Source organism: Synechococcus sp. BIOS-U3-1 (genome assembly GCF_014279975.1).
In the GTDB taxonomy this organism is placed as follows: domain Bacteria; phylum Cyanobacteriota; class Cyanobacteriia; order PCC-6307; family Cyanobiaceae; genus Synechococcus_C.
On the sequence record NZ_CP047936.1, the window covers coordinates 986540 to 1011912 of the forward strand.

A 25373-nucleotide genomic window follows, 5' to 3' on the forward strand; every position below is an offset into this window, starting at 1 on the left:
AGTCAGCAGCGCAGATCAGTCCATGTCGCGTCGACCCTCAAGTGCACGGCTGAGGGTGACATCGTCGGCGTACTCAAGTTCACTGCCAACCGGGAGTCCGTAGGCAATACGGCTGACCCGTGTAAACGGTTTGAGCAGCCTGGCCACATAGAGGCTTGTGGTGTCGCCCTCCACGCTTGGGGTGAGAGCGAGAATCACTTCTTCGACATCATTAGCGTCGACACGTTTTACAAGGCTGCTGATCTGCAGCAAATCGGGTCCAATTCCATCCATGGGAGAAATCAGCCCTCCCAGCACGTGATAACAGCCGCTGAATTCTCGGGTTCGTTCCAGAGCGAGCAGATCCCGTGAATCAGCGACCACGCAGATCTGGCCGTTGGAACGTTCCTCGTTGCGGCAGATCTCACAGACGGGATCAGCACTGAGGTGAAAGCAGGTCTGGCATTGCCCGACTTGGGTGCGTGCTGACAGCAGGGCATCCGCGAAACTGCGGATCTGCTCTTCCGGCTGCCTCAGCAGATGCAGGGCCAGTCGCTGTGCGGTCCGGGGACCAATCCCCGGAAGTCGCTCGAACTGGTCGATCAGCCGAGCTAGGGGTCGGGTGAATCCGCTCAGAACACTGAGGCAAGTGGCAAAAATCTAATCAGGGGATGGTGCGGGCAGAATGGCGCGCATTCGGTCAACTTCAATCCAAGTTCCTCAATGCGCTCATTGCTGCGTCAACCGCTCCGGTCACTGCTTGTTCTGCTCTGTGTGCTGATGCTCAGCGCCTGTGGTGGTGCTGGCGGAGGCCTCAACTCCTTCAAGAGCCCCGACGGCCGTTATGCCTTCCTTTACCCGGCCGGCTGGACGCGGGTTGCCGTAACGGGGGGGCCAGCTGTGGTATTTCACGACATTATCCACAGTGATGAAACGGTCAGTTTGGTGGTATCCGATGTTGATGCCAATGATGACCTTGAGACGCTCGGTAGTGCCGTTGCAGTGGGGGAGCGGCTTCGGCGTGAGGTGATCGCTCCTGATGGCAGTGGGCGAAATGCTGAGCTGATCGAAGCCCGTGAGCGTGATTCAGATGGGCATGTTTTCTACGACCTGGAATATGCGGTTCACCTGGAGGACCGTGATCGCCATGAGCTGGCCACAGTGGTGGTCGACCGTGGTCGGCTCTACACCCTGGCGACCAGCACCAATGAAGATCGCTGGTCGAAGGTGCAGGGACTGTTTGAATCGGTGATCAGTTCGTTCACGTTGTTGATCTGAGGCTTCGGACGTTGCTCTGAACTGTCCTCTCAGCCCCGACAGTGCCTCTTCATCGCCAGCAAGATGGCAGGCATGACCACCTCTTCCCGTGTTGAGCGTCTTCGGGGCCGATGGAACGGCCTCACTGACCACCAACAGGTTGGTGTCTCACTGGCGGGCATGGGCGCTCTGTTTGGGGCCTGGCTTCTGTTCTGGCCGGTGCCCACAGAAGTGGAGGGACGTGGTGTTCTGATCTATCCCGACAATGCCGGGATCCTCAATGCCAGGGCGGCTGGACAGGTACTGAGCATCAACACCGAGGTTGGAAAACGGGTGCGAGCGGATCAGGTGTTGATGACTCTGTACCTGCCTGTGCTCGAGAGAAAGCTCGACCAGCAGAAGGGGAACCTGCGTCAGTTAGTGCGACAGAACGAAGAACTCGATGAGCGGGATGCTCTGCGGATCCGCACAGCCAAACTTGCCCTTGATACTGCGCTGGCCAAGCTGGGCGACGACGAAAAGCGCCTGGCCAGACTTCAGGCGACGTACAGCAGCAAGGTCGACAACCTCAATTGGTTGGCGAGACGCGAAGTGGTGGCGCCTTTGGCACAGGAGGTGGTGTCTGCAGAACAAGGCCTGACTACTACGAGTGTTCAGCTGGATGACATCAAGATCCAGCGCAAAGATCAGGTCACTGATTTTCAGCAGATCAAGCTCAACATCGAGTCCGAGAAGCTGGACCGACGCTTTCAGATTGATGATCTCAAGCGGGAGATCAAGGTGATGGAGGCGAGAATCGCCTTTGAGGGCAATGTCATGGCAGTGCGCAGTGGCACGGTGCTCGATCTTCAGGTCATTCAGGGGCAGACGGTCAAACTTGGTGATCGTCTGGGCACCATTGGACGCAACACCAGACCTGCAAAGGGCGACAACAAAACCGGTGGTGATCTGATCGCCGTCTCGTATTTTTCGCCAGCAGATGCTCGTCGACTCCCGATTGGTTTGCCTGTGGAGGTTGTGCCTCTCTGGAATCAGCGCGGACGTTTTGGTGGGATCGTGGGCAAGGTGCGCAGTGTGCTCACTCTTCCCGCCACTCAGGAAGACATCTCCACGACCATCGGCAACAACCAGCTAGCGGAAGCGCTTGTTCAACATGGCCCCGTGATGCGCGCTGAGATCGAGTTGGACCGTCACCCCCGTACTGATGACGGCTACCGCTGGACGCTCTCGCAGGGCAGTGGGGTCTTCCCGATCCGCGAAGGTCTCACTGTGGATACATTCGCGTATGTGGAGTGGCGCTCACCGGTGACCTACGTCATTCCAGGCCTGCGTTCGCTCACCGGTGGGTTCCGCACGTTCCGCATCGATCGCATCTGGGATCTGCCATTCCTGCGGCAGCCAGGAACCCCTCAGTGATGGTCTGACTTTTTCATGGCACTTCGTCCTCTTCTGCGCCAGGAACTTCCTTGGCTGGTTTCGGAACTTGTTCTGTTGATCGTTCTGCTCAATGCCAATCCGCCTGAACTGTGGTTTTGGCTGGTCGTATTTCTGGTGATTTTTGGCTATCGCATCGAGCGGTGGTGGTCGTCTAGACCGGCTGGTAAATAGCGCAGTTCTGGCACCTCAGAGATGTTTCTTGCCGGGTCAGATCACCATGACTGAGGGGCGCCATCCCCGGTGACACTCGCAGCAAAAACTATTGATGCAGGCCTCGCAGCAGAAGGGTTGGGGAGTGCGCGTTAAAGCCTTCTCTGTTGGAACTGTGCACTGACAGCTCTTCTATTCACGCCTGATCAGATTTGCATTCATGGGTGTCTCCATAGGCGCAAGAGCCGCCCCTTGAAGTTCGGTTTCAGGACTCATGCACTTTGTTTCCCAAAGTGAGCCTGACAAGGCAGCTGACTATGATTAGTTTTGGATATTGAATTATTAATCATGGCTATAGAGCAACTCAAAGACTTCTTTGAAAAAGTCAAAGGCGACTCCAGCCTTCAGGAAAAACTAAAAGCAGCGAAGTCACCTGAAGATGTTGTAGGTATTGCTAAAGAGCATGGTCATGTTTTCCCAGAAAATCAATTCCCACTCAGTGCGAAAGAACTTGAAGCAGTAGCAGGATGAGATGCACAGGACTTGGGGACCACGACCTATGTCCTTGCGGGAGATTGCTCGCCTAATATGTAAACCATTTAGTGCACCAGCTTTCGACTTCTTTTTGGCGCTATGTGCGATGCTAGTCGTCAAGAGAAGCTGAAAGCAGTAAAAACTTCTGATAAAGTTGTGTCTATTGCTAAAAACATAGCCATGATTTCACCGCTGACAAGATCAGTTGGTTCAGTGGTGGTCGCCAATACTAATTTCCAGATATTGGGCTGTTTAAGGTTGATTAAGTTCACGTATTGAGAACCCTTCAAGGGTCAATTCCGTGGGAATAGTTGAGTCTGGATCCCGTGGCATGGGCAACAGTTCGCGCAGTAGCTGGGCATAGGTCACATTCACGTCCACTGTTGCGATCAGACGATTGACTAGAGAATTAACCAGTTGTGTCTGAGTGACTGAGAGATCAATTTCATTGGTGAGCCCTGTTTTGTAGCGGAGGGTGCTGTCGCGAAAAGCTTCCTTGCTTGCTCCCACCGCACGCCTCGCAGATACAAGCTTGGCAAGACTTGCTTCATGGTTCAGGAAAGCCCGTTCGAGCCGAAGCCGGATGCTGTTGCGGGTTGCTGCATACGACTGGTTTGCTGCCTGTTCCTGCAGCGACAGGGCTTTCACGGCATTGGTCGTAGCACCAGCATTGAAGATCATCCAATTGAATGCGAGCCCAACCGACCAGTCGTATCCCGCTACTTGTTCAAGGGGCAGAAATGTGCCGCCGCAGCATGTGTCGCCCATCACTGAGAAGTTGAAGGTACGTTCCACGGACGCCATTCCTCCAATAGAGGCAAACAGGCTGAGCTTGGGGAGCAACTGAGCTGCTGTTTCGTCCTGCTGCAGAGCTAAGGCCCTGCGGGTGGCGAGAATCGCATCAAGCTCGGGATTGCTGTCGTAGGCGGCCAGCAAGGACTGTTCAAGACTCAGGGGCCAGGCGGGTGCAAGCTTGATCGAATCGCTTGCGCTAGGAACCATATCGGCGGGGAGATTTAACAGGGTCCATAACGCTCTTCTCGAAACCGCGTGATCGGCCAGGGCCTGGATCAGTGCCTCTTGATCAGTGGCGAGGGTTGCACTACGGCGCAACAGATCCACTCGCGGTACAAGACCTGCCTGTTTGAGATTGAGCGTGTCTTCCAGCACGATCAGATCGGTGCGCACCACCGCATCACGAATGCGTACTAACTGCTCATTTAGCTGAAGCTGGTAGTAAGCCACACTGACTTCGAGTTGCAGAGCCCTGAGCTGGTTGGCGTACTGCTGCTCGAACTGCTGCAGCTTGGCATCGGCGGAGCGAACCCTTGGTGTCCGCGCAAAGTCGACCAGCGCGTAGTTGAGTTGTAGACCTGCTTGGGAGTCAACTCCGTTGGCGTCGGCATACAACCCGCCTCCGGCCGGCACATAGAACGGGCCGTCAGTTCCCCTGATCGTTTTTTTCTCAATATCGATCAGGGCTAAATTTGTCGGTGTCTGGCCTTCTTTGGCGAACAGGGGGCCGAACCCGAAGTTGTTGTTGCCGTAAGGAGAGAAGGTGGTGCTGCCGTTCTGGAACCCCTCCAGATCGGCAAACACACTGATGGTTGGCCAGTAAGCCCCTGACAGTGATGCAACCGCGGCGCCTTGCGCAGCAATTCGATCCCTTTGAATCTGTAGCTCTGGGTTGTTGCGGAAGGCGATCGAGATGGCCTGTTCAAGGCTCACTGATTTCACCTTGGACTTTTGCTCTGCCAGCCCAGGGAGGCTGAGTGGTGCATCCGGAAGGCTGTCTTCCTGGCTGAGCGCTTCGTCGGCGGGATGGTTGGCGTCCATGAGGCTGGATGGCAGTTCCGGCGCTGCTAGGTCATCGGAGCTATCAAGATCTGGAGCTGGGCCCAACAGCGTGTCCAGGCTGTCGAGTTGTTTGTTCAGTTCGTTCCAGCTGCGTTCGAGCTGATAGGTGTTGCCTCCGTAGTTCAGGGGCGTTGGATCGCCTGAACCTGGTATGGCTTTGGAGGCTGCCGGCAACAGCAGGCCAACAATCGGGATTAGCCAAGAACCCCTGATGAACGACCTGATCAAGGGATGAGCCTGGTGTCCTCGAGGCTTTGATCCTGACGCCGCACAACAAGTTCAGCGAGTTGCAGTGACAGGCTTCGATCTGACCATGCCCGGCAGGCAGTCGTGCAGCACGGAAGCCCCATGCTCGATCAGGGAAGTGCGCAGAACGATCTGCCGCATCCGCTCTGGGGGAATATCGGCCTGCTGGCCTCGACGTCCAGCGTGCAACTCGAGCTTGACCGTCAGCCGCTCGGCCACGGCTTCCAGATCTCTGTTCAGCGCCATCAAGGTTTCCAGATCCAGGGACTGCTTCTCGACTAAGTCGGGCTGGCGCATGTTTCCGGATAAGGCTGATAGCAGGTTGATCTGGTGCCTGAGAACTTCTGCCTCATCGAGATGCAGCGCTTTGATGGAGGGCGGCGACTGAATCGGTGCCGGTAGTCCCCGTAAGCCATCCAGTACTGAAATCAGTTGTGAGATCAGTAAGTCAAGTTCTGTCCAGAGCTGGTGAAGTGGGTGGTTCTCAGGATTCAGACCCAGTTCCACCTGGGCCTGGTCGCGTTGCTGTCTCAAGGCATTGAGCTGTTGCAGGATTTCGGTTCGTCTGTCCCTGCGATGGGTCATTGAGATCCGGGTTGGAGTGTCGGCTTCCAGCCGTTGTTTCTCCAGCTGAAATTCCTGGATCAGCTCGTCGATGAATCTGGCGAACTGCCGGTGAAGCAACGGAATCGTGCCGCTGGGCCAGACGTAACGAGTCGCCCACAACGACAGCGCAATACCAAAGGCTGTCCAGAACAGGCGCGACATTCCCCAGATTGTTTCTTCTGAGCTGTGAACCAGCCAACCCATGATCACGATGTTGCCGGCGACCTTGTAACCCACCTGCAATCCCAGAGCACCTCCGAGCAGACGCACGCTGGCGAGGGCCAAGCCAAGCCCAAGGGGCAGAGGAAGTTGAAGACCGCGAGAGAAGAGCAACACGATCACCACACCCATTAGAGACCCGAGGATGCGTTGAATACTCAGCTTCATCGAGTTGCCGTAGCTTCCCGATAGAACCGCGGCCGTGCAAAGAGGCACGTAATAGCCGAAAGGCACGGAGTTCAGCAATCCAAAGCCCGCACCCAGACCCGTCACCAAGGCGAGTCGAAGATCGGAACGCAGGATCCAGGGATTGGTTTGTTTTGGGGTTTCGCTCATGATGAGCGCTCGGCATTCAGTAGTTGCTGGCAGGTCAGGACACGTCGGAAGCGTGTTACCTGCTCTTCAAGAGCGATCCGTTGGGGTAACGACAACCCTGAATCGCAGTCATTCAGATCTAATCGACGACGAGGTGCCGGTCGTTCAGCCAGATAGCGGCCCAGCTCAGGGAGATATTCACGTCCCTTGTCCCGGTGAAGCCGTTCGATCAGCCGCTCTACGAGTAGCCAACGCACCTGCTGGCAGCGCCACAGACTGAGGCATTGGCGCCAGTGGTCGCGGTCCAGTCGCTGCACGTGTCGCGGTCCCAGGCTCATCTCCACATTGATGAGGCGCTGCAGCTCAAGAAGCTGCTTCGTGATCACGGCTGGCTGGATCTCAGCTGGAGGGCTTCCCTTGCCCTGCAGGGCAAGGCTGTGGGCTTCGACTCTTGTTAGCAGAAGCTTGGTGAGCTGGTCATGCAGGTTTTGCATGCGAGCCAGTCGATTCTTCGGCCACAGCAAACGACCCATCACCAGGGCCACGATGATTCCCACAAGCGTGTCAATGCTGCGATTGAACACGTAGTCCCAGCTCAGCGTGGCGTATTCGTGAATCCCTAGAAACATCACGGTGACCGTCACTGCAGTGGATATGCCACTGGCCCAGCCAAACCGTCTCAGCAGTGGAATCGTGATTAACAGGCTCACAAGGATGCCGATCCAGCCGGTCATGATCGAATGCACCAAAAAGGTGACCAGCCCACCAGTCACCGTTCCGAGGATGCGTCCGCGGGCAGCTCGCAGACTGTTCTCGTCCTGGTCGTCAACAACAAGATTGACGGCCAGAAGTGGATACCAGATATAGGTGATGCGTTGAAAGTGCTGAGCGATGGCGCACGTGATCAGGATGCTCACCCCGAGCCTCAGGCTCTGTCGCAGCAGATTCCTGTCCAAAGATGCATTAGCCGGCGTCGCCATTGTGGACGCCTTCAGCGGTGAAGGCTGGTAGTTGGCTCAGTAGAGGAATCGGTAACGCCAGCTGCTGGATTCACTGGCATCACTACCGCTCTGTTGCGCCGGCCATGCAGTGTCGAGATAACTGATGCCGTTCCGGTAGAAGGGGCGTGCATCAAGACGCTCGGTTTCCAGTTCTGTCAGCCCCATCGCCGTAATCAATCCACCCAGCTCCATGGCACCGAGATCAGTCTCAAGGTTGTTACCGGCCTCTTTGATCAGTGCAGGCAGTTTCACGAGATGTTCAGGGCGGGTCAGTCTGCTGAACAGGCTTTTCAGCACAAGCTGCTGTCGTGCCAAACGACCCAAGTCTCCTTCCTCATCATTTCTCCAACGCAGGAAACCCTCCAGGTCACGACCTTTGAGCAGCTGAGGCCCGGGTTGTAGATCAATCAGCAGGCCCTGACTGTTGTCGCGGTAGTAAAGGCGCTTCGGAACATCCACCTCAACACCGCCCACCAGGTCGCTGAGTGTTCGGATTCCATTGAGGTTCACAAGGATGTGATGGTCGATTGGTCGTCCCATCAATCTGGATAATTCAGCCTTTACGGCTTCGTGCCCGCCGTAGGCGTAAAGAGCATTGGCTTTGACAGGCCCGAAGCTATCGGAATCGATGTAGCTGTCTCGGGGAATCTGAGTGATGGAGGTGCGTCCTCCTTCTACTTTCAACGTGAAGATCGCATCAGTGTTCCCACCACCATCATCAATGCCGAGCACGAGGATTTCGCGGTTATCGAAGACCGACCAGGCTGAAAAGGGGTTGCTCACTGGCAGCAGGAGAGGAGCCTCGGATTCGGGCATCAGCGAGCGGCTGAGCGGAATCGCCAACAAAAAACCCCCTGTCAGTCCGACAATGGCTGACAGGATCAAGGTTTTCGGCCGAACTTTTCTCTCATCGTCCATAGCTGCACTTTAAGCCCGAAATCTCCATTTCTTAATTATTCCTTTCTTGGTGCGGTTGGTTCAGCTCAGGGGTTCGCTAATCACCATCGAAGCGCAAGTCAGCAGAGACACCAGAGTGCTGGTCCGATCACTCGCCGGGATGGGTAACCCAGCGACCTGTCGCCGCTGAGAGCGCAAGATCACCAGATCGTGATCGCGGCTGCTGCGTTCGATCTTGGTTTCGACCCCTGGTCCGGATGCGAGCTGAATGCGAATCATGGCGCCCATGCTTTTGCGGGGTTGCCAGCGGCGCAGTTCATGTTCGATCCGGATCCGTTCATTGGGATTAAGCCGAGGGTCAACGATGTGCAGAAGCGTGATCAGGCCCTGTTCGCTGGATTGGCTATCGAGAATCCGCTGGGCCAATTCGAACTGCTCACGGGCGCTGGCGGAAAGATCTTTGATTGGAACAAGAATTCGTTGCAGCGTTTCGACCGGACGCTCGGCCAGGTTGACCACGACAACCGGGCAGTGTGCGCTGCGGCAGACCCCGTCAACAAGGTCACCAAAGAACCAGCGCCTCACCTTGTCGGGTCGTCCCGCACCAATCATCAATAGATCAGCACCCTGCTCCAGGGCGCTGCGACTCATTCCGCCTGCGATGTCTTCATCCAACCGCAGCAAGCAGCGGGTTTTGACCTGAAGCTGCTTGCCGATAGTCGCAGCTTGTGACAAGCGCTCTCTGGCCGATGCCACGGCACGATTCAATCCCCCCCGCGCTTCTTCGAGACTGGGACACACCAGTGCAAGGGGTAGTAGTTGACCTTGCATTTCAGCACTGCCGCTCAGCAGCCGAGACGCAATGCTCAGCAGACCCTGTTCCGTGGAAGGATTCGCGATCGGAACAACGATGGTCAGAGGACGGCTGACCACATCGAAGGGAGTGTCGTCGTCTGACAAGGCCTCCTCGCCAGGTGCTGTGCTGCTGCGTCTTGTTCGTTTCGGTTCTACCAGTTGCCTCACGGATCGTGCAGTGAGGATTGGTCCGAGGGTTGCAGTCACCACCATCATCGCCAGAACGGCATTCAGCACTGTTTGGTCGAGCAATCCGGCCTCGTAGCCAATGAATGCTGTCGCCAGAGTTGCGGCGACTTGTGGCATGGCCAGCGACCACATCATCACCATCTGGTTGACGTTGTAGCGGAAGGCCCTGCCGGCAATCAGGCTCACCACGCCTTTGCAGCTGATGACTCCAATCACCATCAAAACAGGCAGCTGAAAATGAGTGATGGAGTTTTTGAGGCTGCTCAGATCAAGCAGGAGGCCGAGGTGAATGAAAAAGATAGGGATGAACAGCGCTGCACCAACCAGAATCACCTGCTGTTTTGACTTGCCCTCCGGCAGGACGGAGTTCACCGCCAGTCCAGCCAGAAAGGCTCCAACAATTTTTTCTACACCGGCGAGCTCAGCTCCAATTGAAGCGATGAACAGGATGAGCAGGATGGTGAGAAAGATCCGGCTCTCGTCGTTAACGCTTCCGCGGAAGATCCTGCGCCCGACCCTGCGAATGATGGTGACGACGGCCACGGCAAAGATTGCGATGCTGGCGATCAGGCCGGCCAGATTAGTGAGCGAAAAGGACTCCCTGCCAAGGCCGATGGCGATCGCGAGCACCACCAGAGAGGCGATATCGGTGAAAATGGTGCTGCCGACGCTGACGACAACCGCTTCATCGCGTTGCGCTCCATAACTGCGCACGATTGGATAGCCCAAAGGGGTGTGCGTTGCAATCAAGCTTCCGATCAGCAGACAGGGCACCAGCGGATAGCCGAGCAGGAGTCCGATGGCTCCCCCGGTTGCCATGCCACCTACAAAATGGAGAATTCCAATGCTCAGAGATCGACTGCGAACACGGTTAAATTCATCGAGATCGATCTCCAGTCCGACGATAAATAAGAGGTAGATCGCGCCGATGTCAGAGACCAGTTGAAGGGTCTCACCATCTGGCTGCAGAAGATTCAGAGCGCTGGGCCCCATCAGGACGCCTGCGAGCAGTAGGCCAACGAGATCGGGAAGACCCGTTCGCCGGAATAGGGGCGGCACAAGCATTGCCAGCGCGACGAGCAAGGCAAAACTTCCCAATGGCTGTTGTGCCAGATGGGACAGCGATGTGAACCCCGGTGACGACGCAGCGATCAGTTGGACCATTAAAGGATTAGGGCTTCATCGCGTCGCAGTCCGGCCTGAACGCGCCAGAGATCGGCATAGACACCGGCTTGATGAAGCAGTTGTTCATGGGTGCCGTCTTCCACGATGCAACCGTGATTCATGACAACGATGCGATCAGCATGTCGAACTGTGCTGAGTCGATGAGCTATCACCAGTGTGGTGCGGTTCGCGGTGATGCGCATGAGTGAACGCTGGATCGCGGCTTCGGTGTCGTTGTCAACTGCAGCGGTCGCTTCGTCGAGGATCAACACAGGAGCATTTTTCAGAATCGCTCTCGCTAATGCGATCCGTTGGCGCTGTCCTCCGGAGAGACGTTGTCCTCTCTCTCCCACGATCGTGTCGAACTGTTCCGGTAATGCCTGAATGAACTCGTACGCCTCGGCTTCTCGAGCGGCGGCACGCATCTCTTCCGCAGAGGCGTTGGGTGCTCCATAGGCGATGTTTTCACCGACACTGCCGTGGAAGAGGTAGACGTCTTGACTGACAAGCGCGATTGACCGCCTCAGATCATCGAGCCGCAGATGCTCAACTGGGATTTCATCCAGGAAAATTCTTCCCGAATTGAGCGGGTAAAGCCTCAGCAACAATTTCACTAGAGAGCTTTTGCCTGAACCAGTGGCTCCGACAATTCCCAGTGTTTTTCCTGCGGGAATCGTCAGGTTGAATTTGTTCAAGAGAGCTGGTCGATTTCGATAAGCGAAATCGACCAGCTCGTAGCGGATGTCTCCTCGCACTTGATCTGGGGAGATTCGGCGACTTCCACCAGCGATCTGGATCGGCGTGTCGATTAGATCCAGCACCCGATTTGTTGAGGCCATGGAGCGTTGGTAATCGTCCAGCGTGCGGCCGAGAGTGGTGAGCGGCCAGAGCAGCCTCTGGGTGATGAAGACCAGAAAGCTGTAGGTTCCCACTGCGATGACGCCATTCCTGGCTTGAAGCCCCCCGACGAGCAGGATTGCCAGAAACGCAAACAGAATGGCGAAACGGATCAGTGGAATAAAAGCGGCGGAGATCTTGATGGCATGGCGGTTGCACTCCCGATAGGCATCACTCTCCAGGCTTAGCTGCTCAAGTTCCCATCTTTCTCTTGCAAAGCTTTTGATGGTGAGCATGCCTCCAATGTTGTTGGTGAGCCTGGAGGCCATGTCTCCTGCTCGCCGGCGCACATCGCCGTAGCGAGGGGCGAGTCGGCGCTGAAAATTCAGTGAGCCCCAAAGAATGACTGGGATGGGTAGGAAGGCAAAAAGCGCCACACCTGGAGCCAACACCGTCATCAACCCCCCCACCAGAAGCACCGTGGTGATGAGATGCAGGATCTCATTGGCTCCGTGATTCAGAAATCGCTCAAGCTGATTGATGTCATCGTTGAGCACCGTGAGCAGCCGTCCGCTGCTGTCGTGTTCGAAGAAGTCCATTTCCAGTTTCTGGAGATGGTCATAGGCCTCAAGACGCAGGCTGTGTTGAGCACTCTGGGCGAGGTTGCGCCAAAGCAGCCCATAGAGATATTCAAAAAAAGATTCAGCCGTCCAGACCAGGAAGGACAGCACTGCCAGCACGATCAGCTGACTGAACACTGTGGTGGCTCCCAGCTGAGCAAGCCAGGACGTCTCCTGCTGAACAACCACATCGACAGCTAAAGCGATCAGCACCGGCGGGGCCAGGTCGAAGATTTTGTTGATCACCGAGCAGCTGGCTGCAAACCAAACCCTCCGGCGGTAAGGCCGCAAATGCTGGAACAAACGAATCAGAGGCGCCTGCTCACTGGCATGGGGCTTGGAATGAGGCATCCGCTCGGTGCATTCATCGTTTCATTCAAGCGTTGTGCCGCGCAGACGCTTGGTTCAAGGGACAGCCAAGTCAGACGATGAAGTGAGAGCCAGCAGGTTGCATGGCACGCTGACGCGACTTGAACTGTTGTGGTCCGTGTCAGACAGAGCGTCATCGGCAGACCCTGCGCTGCAGGGTTCCGGACGCTCATGCTGAGTAAGGGGGGCTGGTCTGCTGAAGGTCAGTGGACGCTAAAAACGCCGTGATTTCATGTGATCAGAAGTAGACCGGTCGGAGCAGGAGCCAGCTCTCTGAGCCAGCTCCACGACGTTGATCACCAGCGATTTCCGCCACCACCGCCGTAGCCGCCGCCGCCGCCATCGCGGCCACCGCCGCCGCCGTAACCACCACGGCCGCCGCCGCCGCCACCGCCACCGCCACCTCTGCCTTCGCGAGGTGTGGCCTTGTTCACACGGATCATTCGACCCATCCATTCGACGTTTTGAAGGTCGTCAATTGCTTTTTGCTCGTCTTCGTCGGTGTTCATTTCAATGAAGCCGAAGCCGCGCTTGCGACCTGTTTCTCTATCGAGAGGAAGGCTGGCGCTCTTCACTTCGCCGTACTGGCTGAACAGATCAAGCAGGTCTTCCTGCTCAGCCTGGAATGAGAGATTGCCGATGTAGATGGTCATTTCCTGTTGGGACCGATGGACATTTGATCAGAGAAGCCGTGGTCCGAATTGGAAAGTCCTTGATGCTGTAGCCGAGAAGCTGAAGCCGGGGGGAGCGAGCCGATCAGAGCCGAACGATGAAGCTGATGCCATTACACGCTACAGCCTGGACAGCAAAGAGATGCGAAACAAGTGTCCGAATTCAGTCTGAGTGTGTTGATGAGGGGATTAACAGATCAGGTTTTGCGAGCAAACCTGATCAACTGCGGATGGAATTCAGAGTTTGAAGCGTTCCGCTGCCCTCAGTTTGCAGATTTCCTGTGCCGATTCAATTGTGCTCAGCAAAGATTGCCATTGAATTGAATTGCCCTTGCTCATTTCTTTGAGAAAGCAAGCACAGGTGAAATCCCCCATCCCCTCAGGAGGGACTTTCCCGGCCTGGGTCATGGCCGTTTTGAAGCCTGCAAGGCAAAGCTGGGTGATTTTGTTTTCAGCTTCCATCGAGCTTGCGGGCCCGGAAACCGGGATCAGCGTGGCGAGAGCCATGCTGATCAAACAAACGCGGCCTGCCATCAGGTTTAGGACGCTGGTGTGATCTGAAGCTCCCGGTTCATGACTTTCAGTCTTCGAAGGGAGTTGTAGACATCCTCAGGCATGCCTTTGGGAAGATCCACAAGACTATGTGTATCAAAGATCTGAATTCTTCCGATCATTCGCCCTTGTAGGCCTGATTCATTGGCAATGGCACCAACAAGGTTTCCTGGTTTGACGCGGTCGCGATAACCCACTTCAACCCTGTAGCGCATCATGTTGTCTTCGGGAGGGCGCGACTCTCGATCTACGCGGCGACGATCGCCACCGCGGCTATCACGGCGATCATCGCGACGATCAGTGCGTGCAGGTGTCTTGAGCCAGCCCTCATCACCCTGCACCAGCAGCGGTTGATCACCCACGGCAAGTTTTAGGGCTGCCACGGCCAGCTGCTCCATGCTCAGCTCGTGCTCTTCAGCCACCTTCTGAATCAGCTCCTGCAGCAGCTTGGTTTCCTCATTGCCTTCAGCTGAAGCACCCTCGCTCAGACGACTACGAAGTCGAGTCAACCTGCTTTCGTTGATTTCGGCATTGCTCGGAATGTCCATCGGTTCAATGGACTGCCCCACCGCCCGTTCGAGGTTGCCAACAAAGCGACGCTCCCGAGGCGTAATAAACAGAATGGCCTCACCTGTGCGCCCGGCACGACCTGTACGCCCGATGCGGTGCACGTAAGCCTCGCTGTCGAAAGGCATGTCGTAGTTGATCACCAGCCCAATCCGATCCACATCCAGACCACGGGCTGCCACGTCTGTGGCTACCAGGATGTTTACTGAGCCTTTGCGCAGCCGATCAACGGTTCGTTCGCGCTGGTTCTGGGGAACATCACCATTGAGAACTGCCACATCGTGACCTGATGCCTCCAGGGACTCAGCCACGGTGAGAGTGATTGCCTTTGTACGGGCGAAAATGATGACGCCTTCTCCTGTCACAGCCTCTAGGACACGGTTCAGGGCCTCGAGTTTGTGAGAGTTCTGAAGCGTGATTGATCTGTGACGGATCCGTTTGGCTTCACGGTCTTTCGTCTTGATGGTGATCTCTGCTGGTTCGCTCAGGTAACGCTTCGAAAGACGGCGGATTTCATTCGGCATCGTTGCCGAGAACAGCACCACCTGACGTTCTTCGGGCAGTTGGTCGAGGATCCACTCCACATCGTCGATGAAGCCCATCCGCAGCATCTCGTCGGCTTCATCCAGCACCAGGCTGCGCAGCCCTGAGGTGTTCAGTGTTCCTTGGCGCATGTGGTCCATCACCCGTCCAGGGGTCCCTACGACCACATCCACACCACGCTTGAGGGCATGAATCTGCGATCTGAAATCGGATCCTCCATAGATCGCCATCACATTTAGATGGGGATGCCCAGCGGAGTAGGCCTTGAAGGAGTCCGCTACCTGCATGGCCAGTTCACGCGTGGGTGCGAGCACCAGCACCCTGGGCTGAGTGCTACGTCCCTCAAGGCGTTCCAGCAAAGGAAGTGCAAAGGCAGCGGTTTTGCCTGTGCCGGTCTGAGCCTGGCCGACCAGATCGCGGCCCAGCATCAGTTCCGGAATGGCTGCTTTTTGAATTGGAGAAGGTTCTTTGTAGCCCTTCTCCTCCAGGGTTTTCAGCAGTGCCTCGCTGAATCCAAACCCTGCAAAGCCGGAAGGATTTGCCTCCTCAGTGCTTGGCTCTGCAGAGGATTGCTCTTCTCCGCTTGGGTCAATCACGGTGGTGAACAGATCCTGTTCACCAGCCTCGGCTGTAGGTAGAGGGAGTTCAGAAACAGTGAGATCCACTGCGCAGGTCTCAACGGCCTGCGATGGCGTCTGGGTCATGTCGAGGAAGGCGGTCTGCCTGATTGATCCTTCAAATCAGGCCTGCAACGTCCCATCGGCATGTTGTGCCGCGCTGTATTGCTTGCCTTCTTTTCAAAGGTGAGTAATTAATTTATCACCCTCCCGAAGTCATCCTCCAGTCGTTCGATGTCGGATTCCAGCAAAATCGCACCTCGTTGAACTTCGATGATCAGAAGATCACCGGGGCCTCCGAAGGCCCGATGAATGGCTCTTACGGGAATTTCAAAGGTGTTGCCGACCGATGCGTCCATCCATGTGCCATCGCAATAGACGGATCCACTTCCAGCGGCAATCACCCAATGCTCGCTCCGATGTTGGTGGCGTTGCAGGCTGAGCCGGGCATTCTCCTTAACCAGCAACCGCTTCACTTTGTAGCCGGGTCCCTCGGCCAGCTCCTCGTACCAGCCCCAGGGACGCTCCACTCTTGTCGTCACACCGACCCCTGACGATCGATCGCCCCAAGCATGCCGCTGCTCTTGGAGGATGCCAGTCGGACCACGGTCAGTTGATGACGAGCTCTGGTAATAGCGGTGTAAAGGAGAGCTGTGTTGCTTGCGTCGTCGCAGGGTGGCCACAGAAGCACAACCTGATCAGCCTCGCTGCCCTGAGCTTTGTGGATGGTGAGAGCAAGAGCAGGCTCGATTCGGCGGACCCTGGCTGGATGGAGTAGTCGATAAAGACCGTTCCCGGAGTCATCACTGCATCGGAACAGCAGCCTGCGTGTCTCACCGCTGCCGATGCATAGGCCGAGGTCGCCGTTGGCCAGACCCAGTTCCATTTGATTGTCGCTGCAGAGAACAGGCAGCCCCTCGGGCCAGTCACCGGCATCAGTGCCTGACACCAGCTGCCGGTGAAGGCTGTCCACGCCCCACAACCCACGACGTCGGGGGCAGAGCACGATCAAGGCATCGAGGCGCTCGAGAAGGTCATGGGCCAGGTCGGGATCGGGAGATCCATCAGGCCTGACCTTCAGGTTGTGTGCCGCCGATTTCAGATTCTCCAGCTGCTGATTCACGGCATCGGTGACCGCAGCTGGAAATTCAGAAGACCTCGATAGCAATTGATGCACGTTGCTCTCGTCATCGCTTTCGTTTTCGGCTTTGTGATCGGCCTTGTCATCGAGATCCGCGAGGTCGGCCCAGAAGGCTTCCGCTCCCCGACGGCATAACAGGGAACTCAATCGAGCTAGGTCTCCTCGATTTCTGTACACCTGATGGAGGCGCACAGCAGCAGCCCCGAATTGAAGCTGGAGGTCAGTTTTTTGCAGGTGTTGCCAGACGGCGCCCACCCCGATCGGTGGCAACTGGTTGGCATCACCAACAAGCAGTAGTTGTGCAGTGTCTGGCAGAGCATCCATCAGTGCCTGCGCCAGTGTTAAGTCGATCATTGACGCTTCGTCGACGACCAGCAGATCCAACGCCAGGGGATTTCGGCGATGACGACTGAAGCCTCCCGGTCTGGCCTGCAGCAACCGATGCAATGTGGTGCATGGCAATTCCGACGTGCGTTGATCGCCTCGGATCGCGTCCTGCAACCGCCGTGCCGCTTTCCCTGTCGGAGCAGCCAGATGGATGCGCAGGTCCTCGCGATCTGCCATGGCTTGGATCAGCATGGCCCTCACAGTGCTGGTTTTGCCGGTGCCGGGCCCGCCGCTGAGCAACACCACCCTGTGATCGCTGACGGCGTGCACCGCCGCCAGCTGCTCCAGGTTGAACTGTTGGTCCAAAGCCACGCTCTTGATGTCATTTCCGCTGTGACGTCTGTGTGGATTGCCGACGGGAGGGAGTGTGCTGCGTTGGATCAGTGTCTGTTCCAGCGTCTCCATGCCTTGATGCCAGCGCCGCCAGAGCAGGTGATCTCCTTCCATCACCATCAGCACAGGGTCTCTGTGCAACCAGCCGCTGGCTTCAAGCACTCGTCGGTGGGTCTCGGGCCAGCCAATGGCCTCTAGCCCACTGGGTTCCTGCTCGCCGCTTCCAAGATCGACGCTCATCTCACCCTGGCTGAGAGCTTGGGTCATCGCCTCCACAAGGTCCTTGAGAGCACTGAGCTCGTTGTCACCGAACTCCGCCGGTGGTGGATGACGGCGCAACAGCATGGACATCATTCCTCTGCTCAGAACCGATGAGGAACTTGTCCGATCGCGGGGGTCCATCAAACCTCACCCCTCAGGACATGGTCGAGTGCATGGAGGCGTTGCAGAGGTGCTGCTTCAAGAATCACGCCACTGCCGCCAGATTTGGAAACACCACGAAGGAAAACGTAGGCGTATCCACCGAGATGTCGCTCGGGTTGGTAGCCGTTCAGTCTCCACTGCAGGTATCGATGCAGGGCGACAAGGTAGACATGGGCTTGGAGTGGATAGTGGTGCTGGTACATCTGCTCCTCCATCGCATTCTGCGAATAGTGCCGTGGTCCGCAGTGCAATGGACGACCATCCACGTCTCTTTCGCCGATCCAGTTGCTCTTCCAGTCCGCAACCCACCAGCGTGCAGTGGCGGGGTCGTCGCCGTCGGTGAAGACCAGATCGATGGAGCCAGTGAGAAAGCCTCGGCTGAGAAACTCCAAATCTTCCAGTGAATCGGCATAGCGTTCACCAAACCGCCGACTGGGTTCTACGCGAAAGGCCCGTGCAAGTTGTTGGGGCTGGACCGCTCTGCCCTGGTGAGCCACAGGTAAATCAAAACTGAGTTCCGGCAGACACCGTCGACTGTGCAATGACCTCAGCTGCAGATCACCAAGGGGTCCTCCGAAGGGAGCCTGCATCAGGGTCTCCAGGCCCTCGAGAACATCGTCCACGGAGTCGGTCTCCAGGCCAGACCGCGTCAGTTCACGTTCCACCAGTGCGCGGTTGTTGTCCTGTTTGATGTCTTGGTCGAATGGGATCTGTTCCAGGATGCGATGCAGACAATCGCCGGCTGCTGCCCCCCTCGGGAATGATCCCAACGGGCTGTCATCTAGATCGACCGGTTCGCTTTGATCGCTGAATGACAGGCTTTCGGCGTCTGTACCGGTCTGGGCATCCACATCGCGCCCCTCCTCAAAATTGCGGGGGTCGGGACTGGTGGCTTTCGCATTCCCATGATTTGAGATCCAGGCTGAATAGCTGCTGCGCCCCCAGCTGCGGTCAAAACCATGACGTGGCACTGCACCACATTGCAGGTTTCGTTCAACCATGCGGGCGTGCCAGCGTTCTGGCATAGGGTTGACTTCGGCGCGGTGCAAGCTGATCAACGGACCCGGTGGATCAGCGAGTTTCTCCAGCCATGGTGCGAGTGGATTTCCCTCTTGCCGGGCTGCCCTGGCCTGAAACAGAACGAGATGGCGTTCGGCTCGCGTCATCGCGACGTAAGCGAGGCGTTCCGCTTCGGCACGACTCTCCAGCTGATCGCAATGGCATGCCGAATACCCCAATCCCCAATGCGGATTGAGCGCCACCCGCCAGCTTCCGGAATCATCCCCTGGGGGTACACGCCACAGCGGACCTTTCCCTGCAGAGGGTGCTTCCCACAAATAAGGACAGATCACCACCGGATACTGCAGACCCTTGCTGCGATGAATAGTCACAACAGCAACCGCACTTTCAGCCAGGTCACTGAAGGGTTGGCGCTGTTCTGGGATCGTGTCGGGAGGGTGAAGGCGTTGGCGTCTCAACCAATCGGCCCCGCTGGAGGCATCTAATCCCTGGCGGTGCATTGTGTCCTGTGCGAGTCGTGCACATTGCTGAAGGTCACCAAGTAAGCGGCCGCGGCTCGACAGATCTGCCACGGTTTGTCCATCGATCAGGCGTGCCAGGCAACCCATCAGTCCTAGCTTTGGCAACTCGATCGCGAGCTGCTGGAGTTGACAGGCCAGCTGATCCAACTGGCCGTTGCCATCGGCGGCTTCTAGATCATCACTTCTCCATTGCAGGAGTGATGACACTGCCAACTGCCGCAATCCGCCGCCATGGGCCGGACGTGCGAGCGCGTCAAGAAATGTCTGCAGATCGGTGGCTCCTTGGCTGCAGAAGACATCTCCTTGACTCACTAGCCGACTCGGCAGACCAGCAGCTGCAAGTTCTGCGCGGATGTCTTCGGCTTGGCGATGCTTGCTGACCAGGATGCAGAGTTCGGAGGGATCCAGTCCTGGATCCTGTCTCAGGGTGCGAAGGATCAGATCCGTTGCCACGCGGGGAATCCACATCTCAAGTGATGTGCGGCTGTTGTTCCCATCGTCGTCATCGGGATTGATGTCGTGGATCTGGAGGGATGCACTCCCCTTTGGCATCGGCAGTGGTTGTGCGCTAGATCTTGGCGTCACCTCAGGCACCGAGAGCTCGGACAGCTTCAGTCCTGGCGCCATCAGCTGGTTCATGGCCTGCATCAGTCGTGGTGTTGTGCGGCGGTTATCGAGTAGGTCATCAATGCAATCCGCATCAAGCCGTGCAGCTTTGTAGGTGTTCAGATCTCCGCCGCGAAAGCGATAGATCGCTTGCTTGGGGTCACCAACCATCAGCAGCAGGTGGTTCGGTGTCGAAAAGGCGGTTTTCAGCAGTCTCCACTGAAGTGGGTCGGTGTCCTGAAACTCATCGATCAGCACCACCCGATAACGCGCCCGCAGAGGAGTGAGCCAGGCTTCAGCTACAGCGGACTGTGCAGGGTCGAGTGCATCCAGAAGCCCTGAGAATCCAATAACCCCACGTTGTCTGCGTCGTTCGTTGAGTTGTTTCAGCCCCTTGATGAGTAGATGGCGCCAGGTCTGTTCGGCTGGTCCATCCCAGAGATCGGCGATGGCGGCCTGCAGAGCAGCTGACACAAGGCTGGGATCGCTTTCACCACAGGAACGTGCTGTTTTCTGAAAGTTGCCTGGATGGAAATAACCACCGAGAAGTATCTGATTGCGCACGTCGACGTAGTGCATCGGATGTCCACTGGACTTGCTGATGTGGTCAGTCCAGCTGTCGAGCTCCTGGCTTCGGTCTTTTTTGGGGCGGGCACTGAAGGGCTTGGTGTCGGTGCAACCAAGACTGCGCCATTCGCTGGCGCAGCTTCGAAGAGCTTGTTCAAGGGCCGCACCATCTGTGTTCCATAGGTCGAGGAAGTGCTCCCAGCGGCTCTGAAGCCAACCCTGAAAAACTCCGCAAAGCGGTTGCTCAGTCGTGATCGGCTCCGCATCCTCAGCGATGCGGACCGCACAGTCGCCATCCAGTCTTTGAAGTGCTGAAGCGAGTGCTGCTGGCGCTAGGCCTGCTTGCAGCAGTCCAGCTACATGGCCCGGTGCCAGCTCGAGTACTTCATCTCGCCAGAGGTCATGGGCAACCTGGATGGCCTGGGTCTGTGGGTCATCATCAAGGGCAAGATCGATGGCCTGACCGTTCTGCAGTGCCTGGCGGCGAAGGTTGCGGCGGCAGAAGCCATGGATTGTGGTGATGTCGGCCCGCTCCAAGGCTTCCAGTGCCTCGAGCAGTCGGCTGGCCAATAGTCTGCGCTGCTGGGACTCCTGTCCATGCTGCTCAAGCCAGCTTTGTAGGACCGCATCCGTTTCAGGCAAATGAGTGTTGTGCCGTTCCAGTTGCAGCAGTCCCTGCAGCGCTGCGTCAAGTCGGCGCCCCACCCTGTCGCGCAACTCATCGGCCGCGGCTTCTGTGAAGGTCACTAACAGCAGTTGATCGAGGCCCAACGCTTTCTCCGTCACCAGTCGCAGCACGAGGTGGGCTAGGGCGAAGGTCTTGCCTGTTCCAGCGCTCGCCTCCAGGAGTCGAATGCCAGGCGTTAATGGGTAGGTATTGGGTTCGAATCGTCTCGTTTTGCCAGCAGAGTCCATTGTCATCAGCAGCGTGCCTCGAGCAGTGGCTGATACAACGCCTGGAACGCTGCTTCGAAGCCTTCTAGGCGCAACAGCAAGTCTGCATCGCAGTGGCTGCCGAAACAGACTTGCTGTTCGGACCGATCGCGTTCGGCCCAGCCGCTGAAGCTTCCCTGCCAGCGATTGATAAAGGCTCTATCCGCCGCTTCCTCCCCCTTGGACCATGCCAGTGCCCTGGCCAGGCCGCTGTCCGGAGGCACCGGCCAGCACACCTTTGCTCCCTGCTGCGCCAGGCTTTGCAGAACGCTGATCTCGAGTTCGGCCTCCGGAGGTGTTAGCGCTCTCCAACGCATGGCGATGTGAAATTGATCGGCTTTTGCGCTGCCGTCCTGTCGGCACACCACAGCGGTGTTGCAGGCTGCGTGGTCCAGTTGCGCAAGCAAGTGCTTCAGCCAGCCCTGCAGCAGAGAACGTGACCTCAACCTTGACGTACTGATCTGAACGGCTGTGTCTCCCGCCATCACGAGGGCTGATCGCTGGGAGGCTGGCTGCTGTTGCAGCCGCAGAGGCCCGAGGCTCAGAACTGTTTTCTGAAGGTTCTGCCAGCGTCGCTCGAGTCGATCGTCATCCAGTTCTGCAGCAGCGCCAGGAGGCATGAGGCCCTGTCCGCAACTGCGTGCAATCCAGTCTTCCGTCTCTTGAATGTCCCATCGAGCTTGGGGATTGTTCCTTAGGAGGTCGAGCTGTTCAGAGAGTCGTTGGCTGATCAACTGATGACAGGCCAGCTCTGGTAGCGATAGGGGGGAAAGATCGTTGACGGGATCACACCATTCACCTGCATCGATGCCCTGACGTTTCAACCATTCCTTTTGGGGCCCCTGCAGCCAGCGTTCCAGTGTTTCAATTGCTTCCGAGTGGATCGGTAAGGCTGCATCGGTTGTTGGATGCCACCAAACAAGCGGAAGGGCCAGGCCTAGATCACGATGCGGTTGATCGTCACCAATCTGTGCATCGAGATTGCGTCGTGCGTCCAAAAGCCGGCGGTCGCAACTGAGTGCATCTGTTTGTGGCGTCACGATGAAATTGGCGACGTCGAGAGGATTGGCTGGAGGGTGAATCAGCAGTCGGTCCATCTGCTCAGCATCGAGCTCGTCTACAAGCAGACTCAGCCACTGTTGAACTGGTGGGCAAGGCGGTAAGTTTTCGCCCTGTCGCTCATCACGGCTACTCCAGCTGATCAGCAGATGCTGCCGAGCTGAGAGCAGTGCTTCAAGCAACACATAGCGATCCTGGTCGGTGCTGCTGGGGTCGCCAAGACGACGTTGCAGTTCGAGTAGGTGAAAGCCTGCACGTTCCTGATGTCTCGGAAAGGAGGAGGCATCAAGACCCATCAGGACGATCACACGATGGGGGATCGCTCGCATCGGCTCTAGTGCGCTGATCGTGAGGGCACCGCTGCGGTGGCCGAAGCGGCCGCTTTCCGTTGAAAGCGCTTCCTCCAGAATGCTGATCACAACAGCAATATCCAGCTCCAGAGAGCAGTCGACGGCTTGGAGCTGCCAGGTCTCAAGGCATTGATGAATGGCCTGTAACTCCCAGTCCCAGTTGCCACCGTCATTGAAAATGTCCTCGAGCAGCCTGCGCAGTCGAATCACCCATTCAGGGCAGGGAGCACTACGACGTAACTGGGCGATCCATCCGGCCAGTTGATCCAGCAGTGGCCACCACGTCTCGAGTTGCTGCAGGCTCAGATCCGTCAGCGCGGGTGCGCAGCAATCAACGGCCAGCCCAGGTTCTTCCGGCAAGACCAGACCCAGCAGCCAGCGATCCAGGCACCAGCGCAAGCTATTGGTGTCATCTCCGTTGCGTTCAGCTGCATCCAGCCCCCAGCGAAAGCCACTGCGCTGTAGTGCATCGGTGATCGCCATTGCATCCTGCGATGTCAGCTGTTTCAGGCTTTGTAGTGCTGGGTTGCCAAGCAGCGCTTCCAGACCGCTTGCGGTGAGCCGATCCGCGCTCAAGCGCAGCAGGCTCATGAAAGCCTGTTGAAGCCCGGGACAGTTTTGTTGACTGCGATCGGTCAGCCGCCAGGGCAGGTCCACACCAGTGGCATCCCGGTCGGAAAAGACAGAAGCCAAAAGCGGTGCATAGCGTTCCACATCTGGGGTCATGACGAGAATGTCCCTCGGCTGCAAACGTGGATCAGCGGCCATCCAGCCGAGAATGCGATCACGAACAAGCTGGACCTCTCTCCAGGGACCTGCACAGCCCATGAACAACAACGAATGGTCGCCGTGCATCAGTGACAGGGGTGTTGGGTCCGATTCGCCGCTTGCGAGCTGCCGTTGCAGCTGTTCCAGCAGAGACGCCTGGGAGTCTTCTGGCGCTCTCATCATGGTGGGATCAGCAAACAGGTCGCCCTGTTCCCAGCTGCCCAGAAGACACTCGCCGCTGCCCTCCAGCAATAATTGAAATTCGGCACCCATCCGGCCCAGGATCCCCTCTAGGCGGGGAGCTTCGATGAGCCAGGAGCCATCAGGGGAGTTGGTCCAGTCCTCACCTAGTTGCCTTCGTCGTCGCTGAGACCGTTGCCAAAGGTCTGGACAGGGTGTGAGTAGAAATAAGTCCACGCTGATGCGCCCGGCTAGGGCTTGCAACAAATTGATCTGGACCGGGGCCAGATTGCTGACGCCGAAGAGTCGTAGGCGTGAAGGCAGTGGTAATGCCGGCTCTTCACCATCGCGGAGCCGTTCGACAACTTGTTGGACCTGCAACCCGAAAGGCTTGCAGGGCAAGCGCTCTGCAAGCGCACGGGCCAGCAAAGGCTGCCACTGCAGGCCTTCCGGGAGTTGATCACCTGCTCCTCCTGCTAACCAGTCGGAAAGCTCCTCCGGCCTGTAGAGCGCGTAATCGTCGATGGCATCGGCCAGGCTGCGGGCCAGTTGCCATTGGTCACGATTCAGTCGTCCTCGTTGACCGCCATGGAGCTCCCACCACTCCCGGAGGCTCGACGCACACTCCTGTTCAAGCAGTTGCGGTAGAACTTCCAGGACCCGCCAGACCAGGCGTTCGGCTCTCCATGGATCCTCGATTGCAGGCGCATCGCTGATCACGTTCTGCACGAGCTGTCGTAAGCGACTACCAGGGAATGGAAAGCGCACTAGTGCACTGATCCCGTTGACTCTGGCGAGCTGTTCACCCAGCCAACGGCTGGTTGGCCAGGTATTGACAACCACTTCGATCTGTTCAAACGGGCCAGGAGGCTCAATCCTGAGTTCCTGGGCCAAAAGCTCAGCGAGCAATTCGGCTCGGTTGCTGCGGTAGACCCTCAGCAAGGCACTTCTGCGATGAGCTCAGGGCTGTTTGCTGGCCTTGCCGTGTCAGTGGGCTGTCCGTTCACCTGCACGATTGCTTGGGTTTCGGGGCAAAACGCTGTGAGCAGACCGCCATAGACCGCGCCGGTATCGATCATCACGATCTGGCCGTGTTGTTCCACGCCAGGTCGTGGCGTATGGCCGACCACCACGGTTCCATAGCGACCGTCGTAGCTCTCCCAGAAGCGTTCGCGCACATTCAGGTCTGGCTGACCCTGCTGATCGAAGCCAGCATGAGTTGCCACCCATCCTTCACCGGAATACACCAAAGGAAGCGTGCTCAATCGTTGTTGCCACTCCCTCATGAGCGTGTCACCGAGTTGTCGATACGTCTCGATGGCGAGTAGATCATGTCTGCCCGCTGCGGAAACGTCCTGGAGGCCTTCAACCAAACGTTGTTCGTGATTTCCTCGCAACCAAGTCGCCCGACCGCTGTCCACCAATCCCCACACCAAGTTGATGCATGCGGCGATGCCGGGCCCTCGATTGATTACATCGCCGCAAAACACCAGATGATCCCCGGCTGGCAAGACGGAAATCAGGCAAAGCAAGGCCTCGTGACACCCGTGCACGTCACCGATAACCCAGTGATGGCCCCGTTGGGACGCCATTTAGAGCACTT

19 protein-coding genes are annotated in these 25373 nt (G+C 57.2%); 4 read left to right on the top strand and 15 right to left on the bottom strand.

Going from position 1 to position 25373, the window contains the following annotated elements; translation table 11 throughout:
- Window positions 1-15 precede the first annotated feature (15 nt).
- Entirely contained in the window at window positions 16-615 is a 600-nt protein-coding gene (gene recR / locus SynBIOSU31_RS05070) for a recombination mediator RecR (RefSeq protein ID WP_186492863.1), read from the bottom strand.
- 87 nt (window positions 616-702) lie between these two features.
- Between recR and psbP the strand changes: the two genes are divergently transcribed.
- The 4 genes from psbP (at window position 703) to SynBIOSU31_RS05090 (ending at window position 3354) form a co-directional block, all read left to right on the top strand.
- Window positions 703-1257 (top strand): photosystem II reaction center PsbP, encoded by a 555-nt coding sequence (gene psbP / locus SynBIOSU31_RS05075; RefSeq protein ID WP_186492374.1) that lies wholly within the window; start codon window positions 703-705, stop codon window positions 1255-1257.
- Between the two features lie 72 nt (window positions 1258-1329).
- Window positions 1330-2652, top strand: a complete 1323-nt coding sequence (locus tag SynBIOSU31_RS05080) for an NHLP bacteriocin system secretion protein (RefSeq protein ID WP_186492375.1) — start codon at window positions 1330-1332, stop codon at window positions 2650-2652.
- Between the two features lie 15 nt (window positions 2653-2667).
- A complete protein-coding gene (locus SynBIOSU31_RS05085) occupies window positions 2668-2844 on the top strand; it encodes a hypothetical protein (RefSeq protein ID WP_186492376.1) in 177 nt (58 codons plus the stop codon).
- Between the two features lie 327 nt (window positions 2845-3171).
- Window positions 3172-3354 carry a Nif11-like leader peptide family natural product precursor gene (locus SynBIOSU31_RS05090; protein WP_186492377.1) on the top strand — a complete coding sequence of 61 codons (183 nt, stop codon included), beginning with the start codon at window positions 3172-3174 and terminating at the stop codon, window positions 3352-3354.
- 255 nt (window positions 3355-3609) lie between these two features.
- Here the strand turns inward: SynBIOSU31_RS05090 and SynBIOSU31_RS05095 are convergent, their stop codons facing one another.
- From SynBIOSU31_RS05095 to SynBIOSU31_RS05160, 14 genes are all read right to left on the bottom strand, one after another.
- Window positions 3610-5442: a TolC family protein gene (locus tag SynBIOSU31_RS05095; RefSeq protein ID WP_186492378.1), complete on the bottom strand. Its 1833-nt coding sequence runs from the start codon at window positions 5440-5442 to the stop codon at window positions 3610-3612.
- Between the two features lie 51 nt (window positions 5443-5493).
- On the bottom strand, window positions 5494-6621 hold the full coding sequence (locus tag SynBIOSU31_RS05100; RefSeq protein ID WP_186492379.1) for an FUSC family protein: 1128 nt from the start codon (window positions 6619-6621) through the stop codon (window positions 5494-5496).
- A complete protein-coding gene (locus SynBIOSU31_RS05105; protein ID WP_255477371.1) occupies window positions 6618-7556 on the bottom strand; it encodes an FUSC family protein in 939 nt (312 codons plus the stop codon). The genes SynBIOSU31_RS05100 and SynBIOSU31_RS05105 overlap by 4 nt, the downstream gene beginning before the upstream one ends.
- Window positions 7557-7616: 60 nt before the next feature.
- Window positions 7617-8519: an LCP family protein gene (locus SynBIOSU31_RS05110; RefSeq protein WP_186492381.1), complete on the bottom strand. Its 903-nt coding sequence runs from the start codon at window positions 8517-8519 to the stop codon at window positions 7617-7619.
- 60 nt (window positions 8520-8579) lie between these two features.
- Window positions 8580-10706 (bottom strand): cation:proton antiporter, encoded by a 2127-nt coding sequence (locus SynBIOSU31_RS05115; RefSeq protein WP_186492382.1) that lies wholly within the window; start codon window positions 10704-10706, stop codon window positions 8580-8582.
- A complete protein-coding gene (locus SynBIOSU31_RS05120; protein ID WP_186492383.1) occupies window positions 10706-12514 on the bottom strand; it encodes an ABC transporter ATP-binding protein in 1809 nt (602 codons plus the stop codon). The genes SynBIOSU31_RS05115 and SynBIOSU31_RS05120 overlap by 1 nt, the downstream gene beginning before the upstream one ends.
- 314 nt (window positions 12515-12828) lie before the next feature.
- Window positions 12829-13185 carry an RNA recognition motif domain-containing protein gene (locus SynBIOSU31_RS05125; RefSeq protein WP_186492384.1) on the bottom strand — a complete coding sequence of 119 codons (357 nt, stop codon included), beginning with the start codon at window positions 13183-13185 and terminating at the stop codon, window positions 12829-12831.
- A gap of 255 nt (window positions 13186-13440) precedes the next feature.
- The gene (locus tag SynBIOSU31_RS05130; protein ID WP_186492385.1) at window positions 13441-13710 is read right to left on the bottom strand and encodes a hypothetical protein; all 270 of its coding nucleotides are present in this window, start codon (window positions 13708-13710) and stop codon (window positions 13441-13443) included.
- Window positions 13711-13742: 32 nt separating this feature from the next.
- Window positions 13743-15569 carry a DEAD/DEAH box helicase gene (locus tag SynBIOSU31_RS05135; RefSeq protein ID WP_186492386.1) on the bottom strand — a complete coding sequence of 609 codons (1827 nt, stop codon included), beginning with the start codon at window positions 15567-15569 and terminating at the stop codon, window positions 13743-13745.
- Window positions 15570-15676: 107 nt separating this feature from the next.
- Complete coding sequence (locus tag SynBIOSU31_RS05140) at window positions 15677-16024, bottom strand: phosphomannose isomerase type II C-terminal cupin domain (RefSeq protein WP_255477372.1); 348 nt, start codon at window positions 16022-16024, stop codon at window positions 15677-15679.
- Window positions 16021-17745, bottom strand: coding sequence for an ATP-dependent DNA helicase (locus SynBIOSU31_RS05145; RefSeq protein ID WP_186492387.1), 1725 nt, complete (start codon window positions 17743-17745; stop codon window positions 16021-16023). Before SynBIOSU31_RS05145 ends, SynBIOSU31_RS05140 begins: the two co-directional genes overlap by 4 nt.
- Window positions 17745-21401 (bottom strand): UvrD-helicase domain-containing protein, encoded by a 3657-nt coding sequence (locus SynBIOSU31_RS05150; RefSeq protein WP_186492388.1) that lies wholly within the window; start codon window positions 21399-21401, stop codon window positions 17745-17747. Before SynBIOSU31_RS05150 ends, SynBIOSU31_RS05145 begins: the two co-directional genes overlap by 1 nt.
- Complete coding sequence (locus tag SynBIOSU31_RS05155; RefSeq protein ID WP_186492389.1) at window positions 21401-24712, bottom strand: exodeoxyribonuclease V subunit gamma; 3312 nt, start codon at window positions 24710-24712, stop codon at window positions 21401-21403. Before SynBIOSU31_RS05155 ends, SynBIOSU31_RS05150 begins: the two co-directional genes overlap by 1 nt.
- The gene (locus SynBIOSU31_RS05160; RefSeq protein ID WP_186492390.1) at window positions 24706-25362 is read right to left on the bottom strand and encodes a metallophosphoesterase; all 657 of its coding nucleotides are present in this window, start codon (window positions 25360-25362) and stop codon (window positions 24706-24708) included. The genes SynBIOSU31_RS05155 and SynBIOSU31_RS05160 overlap by 7 nt, the downstream gene beginning before the upstream one ends.
- Window positions 25363-25373 lie beyond the last annotated feature (11 nt).

Coding starts and splice junctions, on each gene's coding strand:
- psbP (WP_186492374.1), top strand. CDS start 703: ATGCGCTCATTGCTGCGTCAACCGCTCCGGTCACTGCTTGTTCTGCTC.
- SynBIOSU31_RS05080 (WP_186492375.1), top strand. CDS start 1,330: ATGACCACCTCTTCCCGTGTTGAGCGTCTTCGGGGCCGATGGAACGGC.
- SynBIOSU31_RS05085 (WP_186492376.1), top strand. CDS start 2,668: ATGGCACTTCGTCCTCTTCTGCGCCAGGAACTTCCTTGGCTGGTTTCG.
- SynBIOSU31_RS05090 (WP_186492377.1), top strand. CDS start 3,172: ATGGCTATAGAGCAACTCAAAGACTTCTTTGAAAAAGTCAAAGGCGAC.
- SynBIOSU31_RS05100 (WP_186492379.1), bottom strand. CDS start 6,621: ATGAGCGAAACCCCAAAACAAACCAATCCCTGGATCCTGCGTTCCGAT.
- SynBIOSU31_RS05110 (WP_186492381.1), bottom strand. CDS start 8,519: ATGGACGATGAGAGAAAAGTTCGGCCGAAAACCTTGATCCTGTCAGCC.
- SynBIOSU31_RS05115 (WP_186492382.1), bottom strand. CDS start 10,706: ATGGTCCAACTGATCGCTGCGTCGTCACCGGGGTTCACATCGCTGTCC.
- SynBIOSU31_RS05120 (WP_186492383.1), bottom strand. CDS start 12,514: ATGCCTCATTCCAAGCCCCATGCCAGTGAGCAGGCGCCTCTGATTCGT.
- SynBIOSU31_RS05125 (WP_186492384.1), bottom strand. CDS start 13,185: ATGACCATCTACATCGGCAATCTCTCATTCCAGGCTGAGCAGGAAGAC.
- SynBIOSU31_RS05130 (WP_186492385.1), bottom strand. CDS start 13,710: ATGGCTCTCGCCACGCTGATCCCGGTTTCCGGGCCCGCAAGCTCGATG.
- SynBIOSU31_RS05135 (WP_186492386.1), bottom strand. CDS start 15,569: ATGACCCAGACGCCATCGCAGGCCGTTGAGACCTGCGCAGTGGATCTC.
- SynBIOSU31_RS05145 (WP_186492387.1), bottom strand. CDS start 17,745: ATGGACCCCCGCGATCGGACAAGTTCCTCATCGGTTCTGAGCAGAGGA.
- SynBIOSU31_RS05150 (WP_186492388.1), bottom strand. CDS start 21,401: ATGACAATGGACTCTGCTGGCAAAACGAGACGATTCGAACCCAATACC.
- SynBIOSU31_RS05160 (WP_186492390.1), bottom strand. CDS start 25,362: ATGGCGTCCCAACGGGGCCATCACTGGGTTATCGGTGACGTGCACGGG.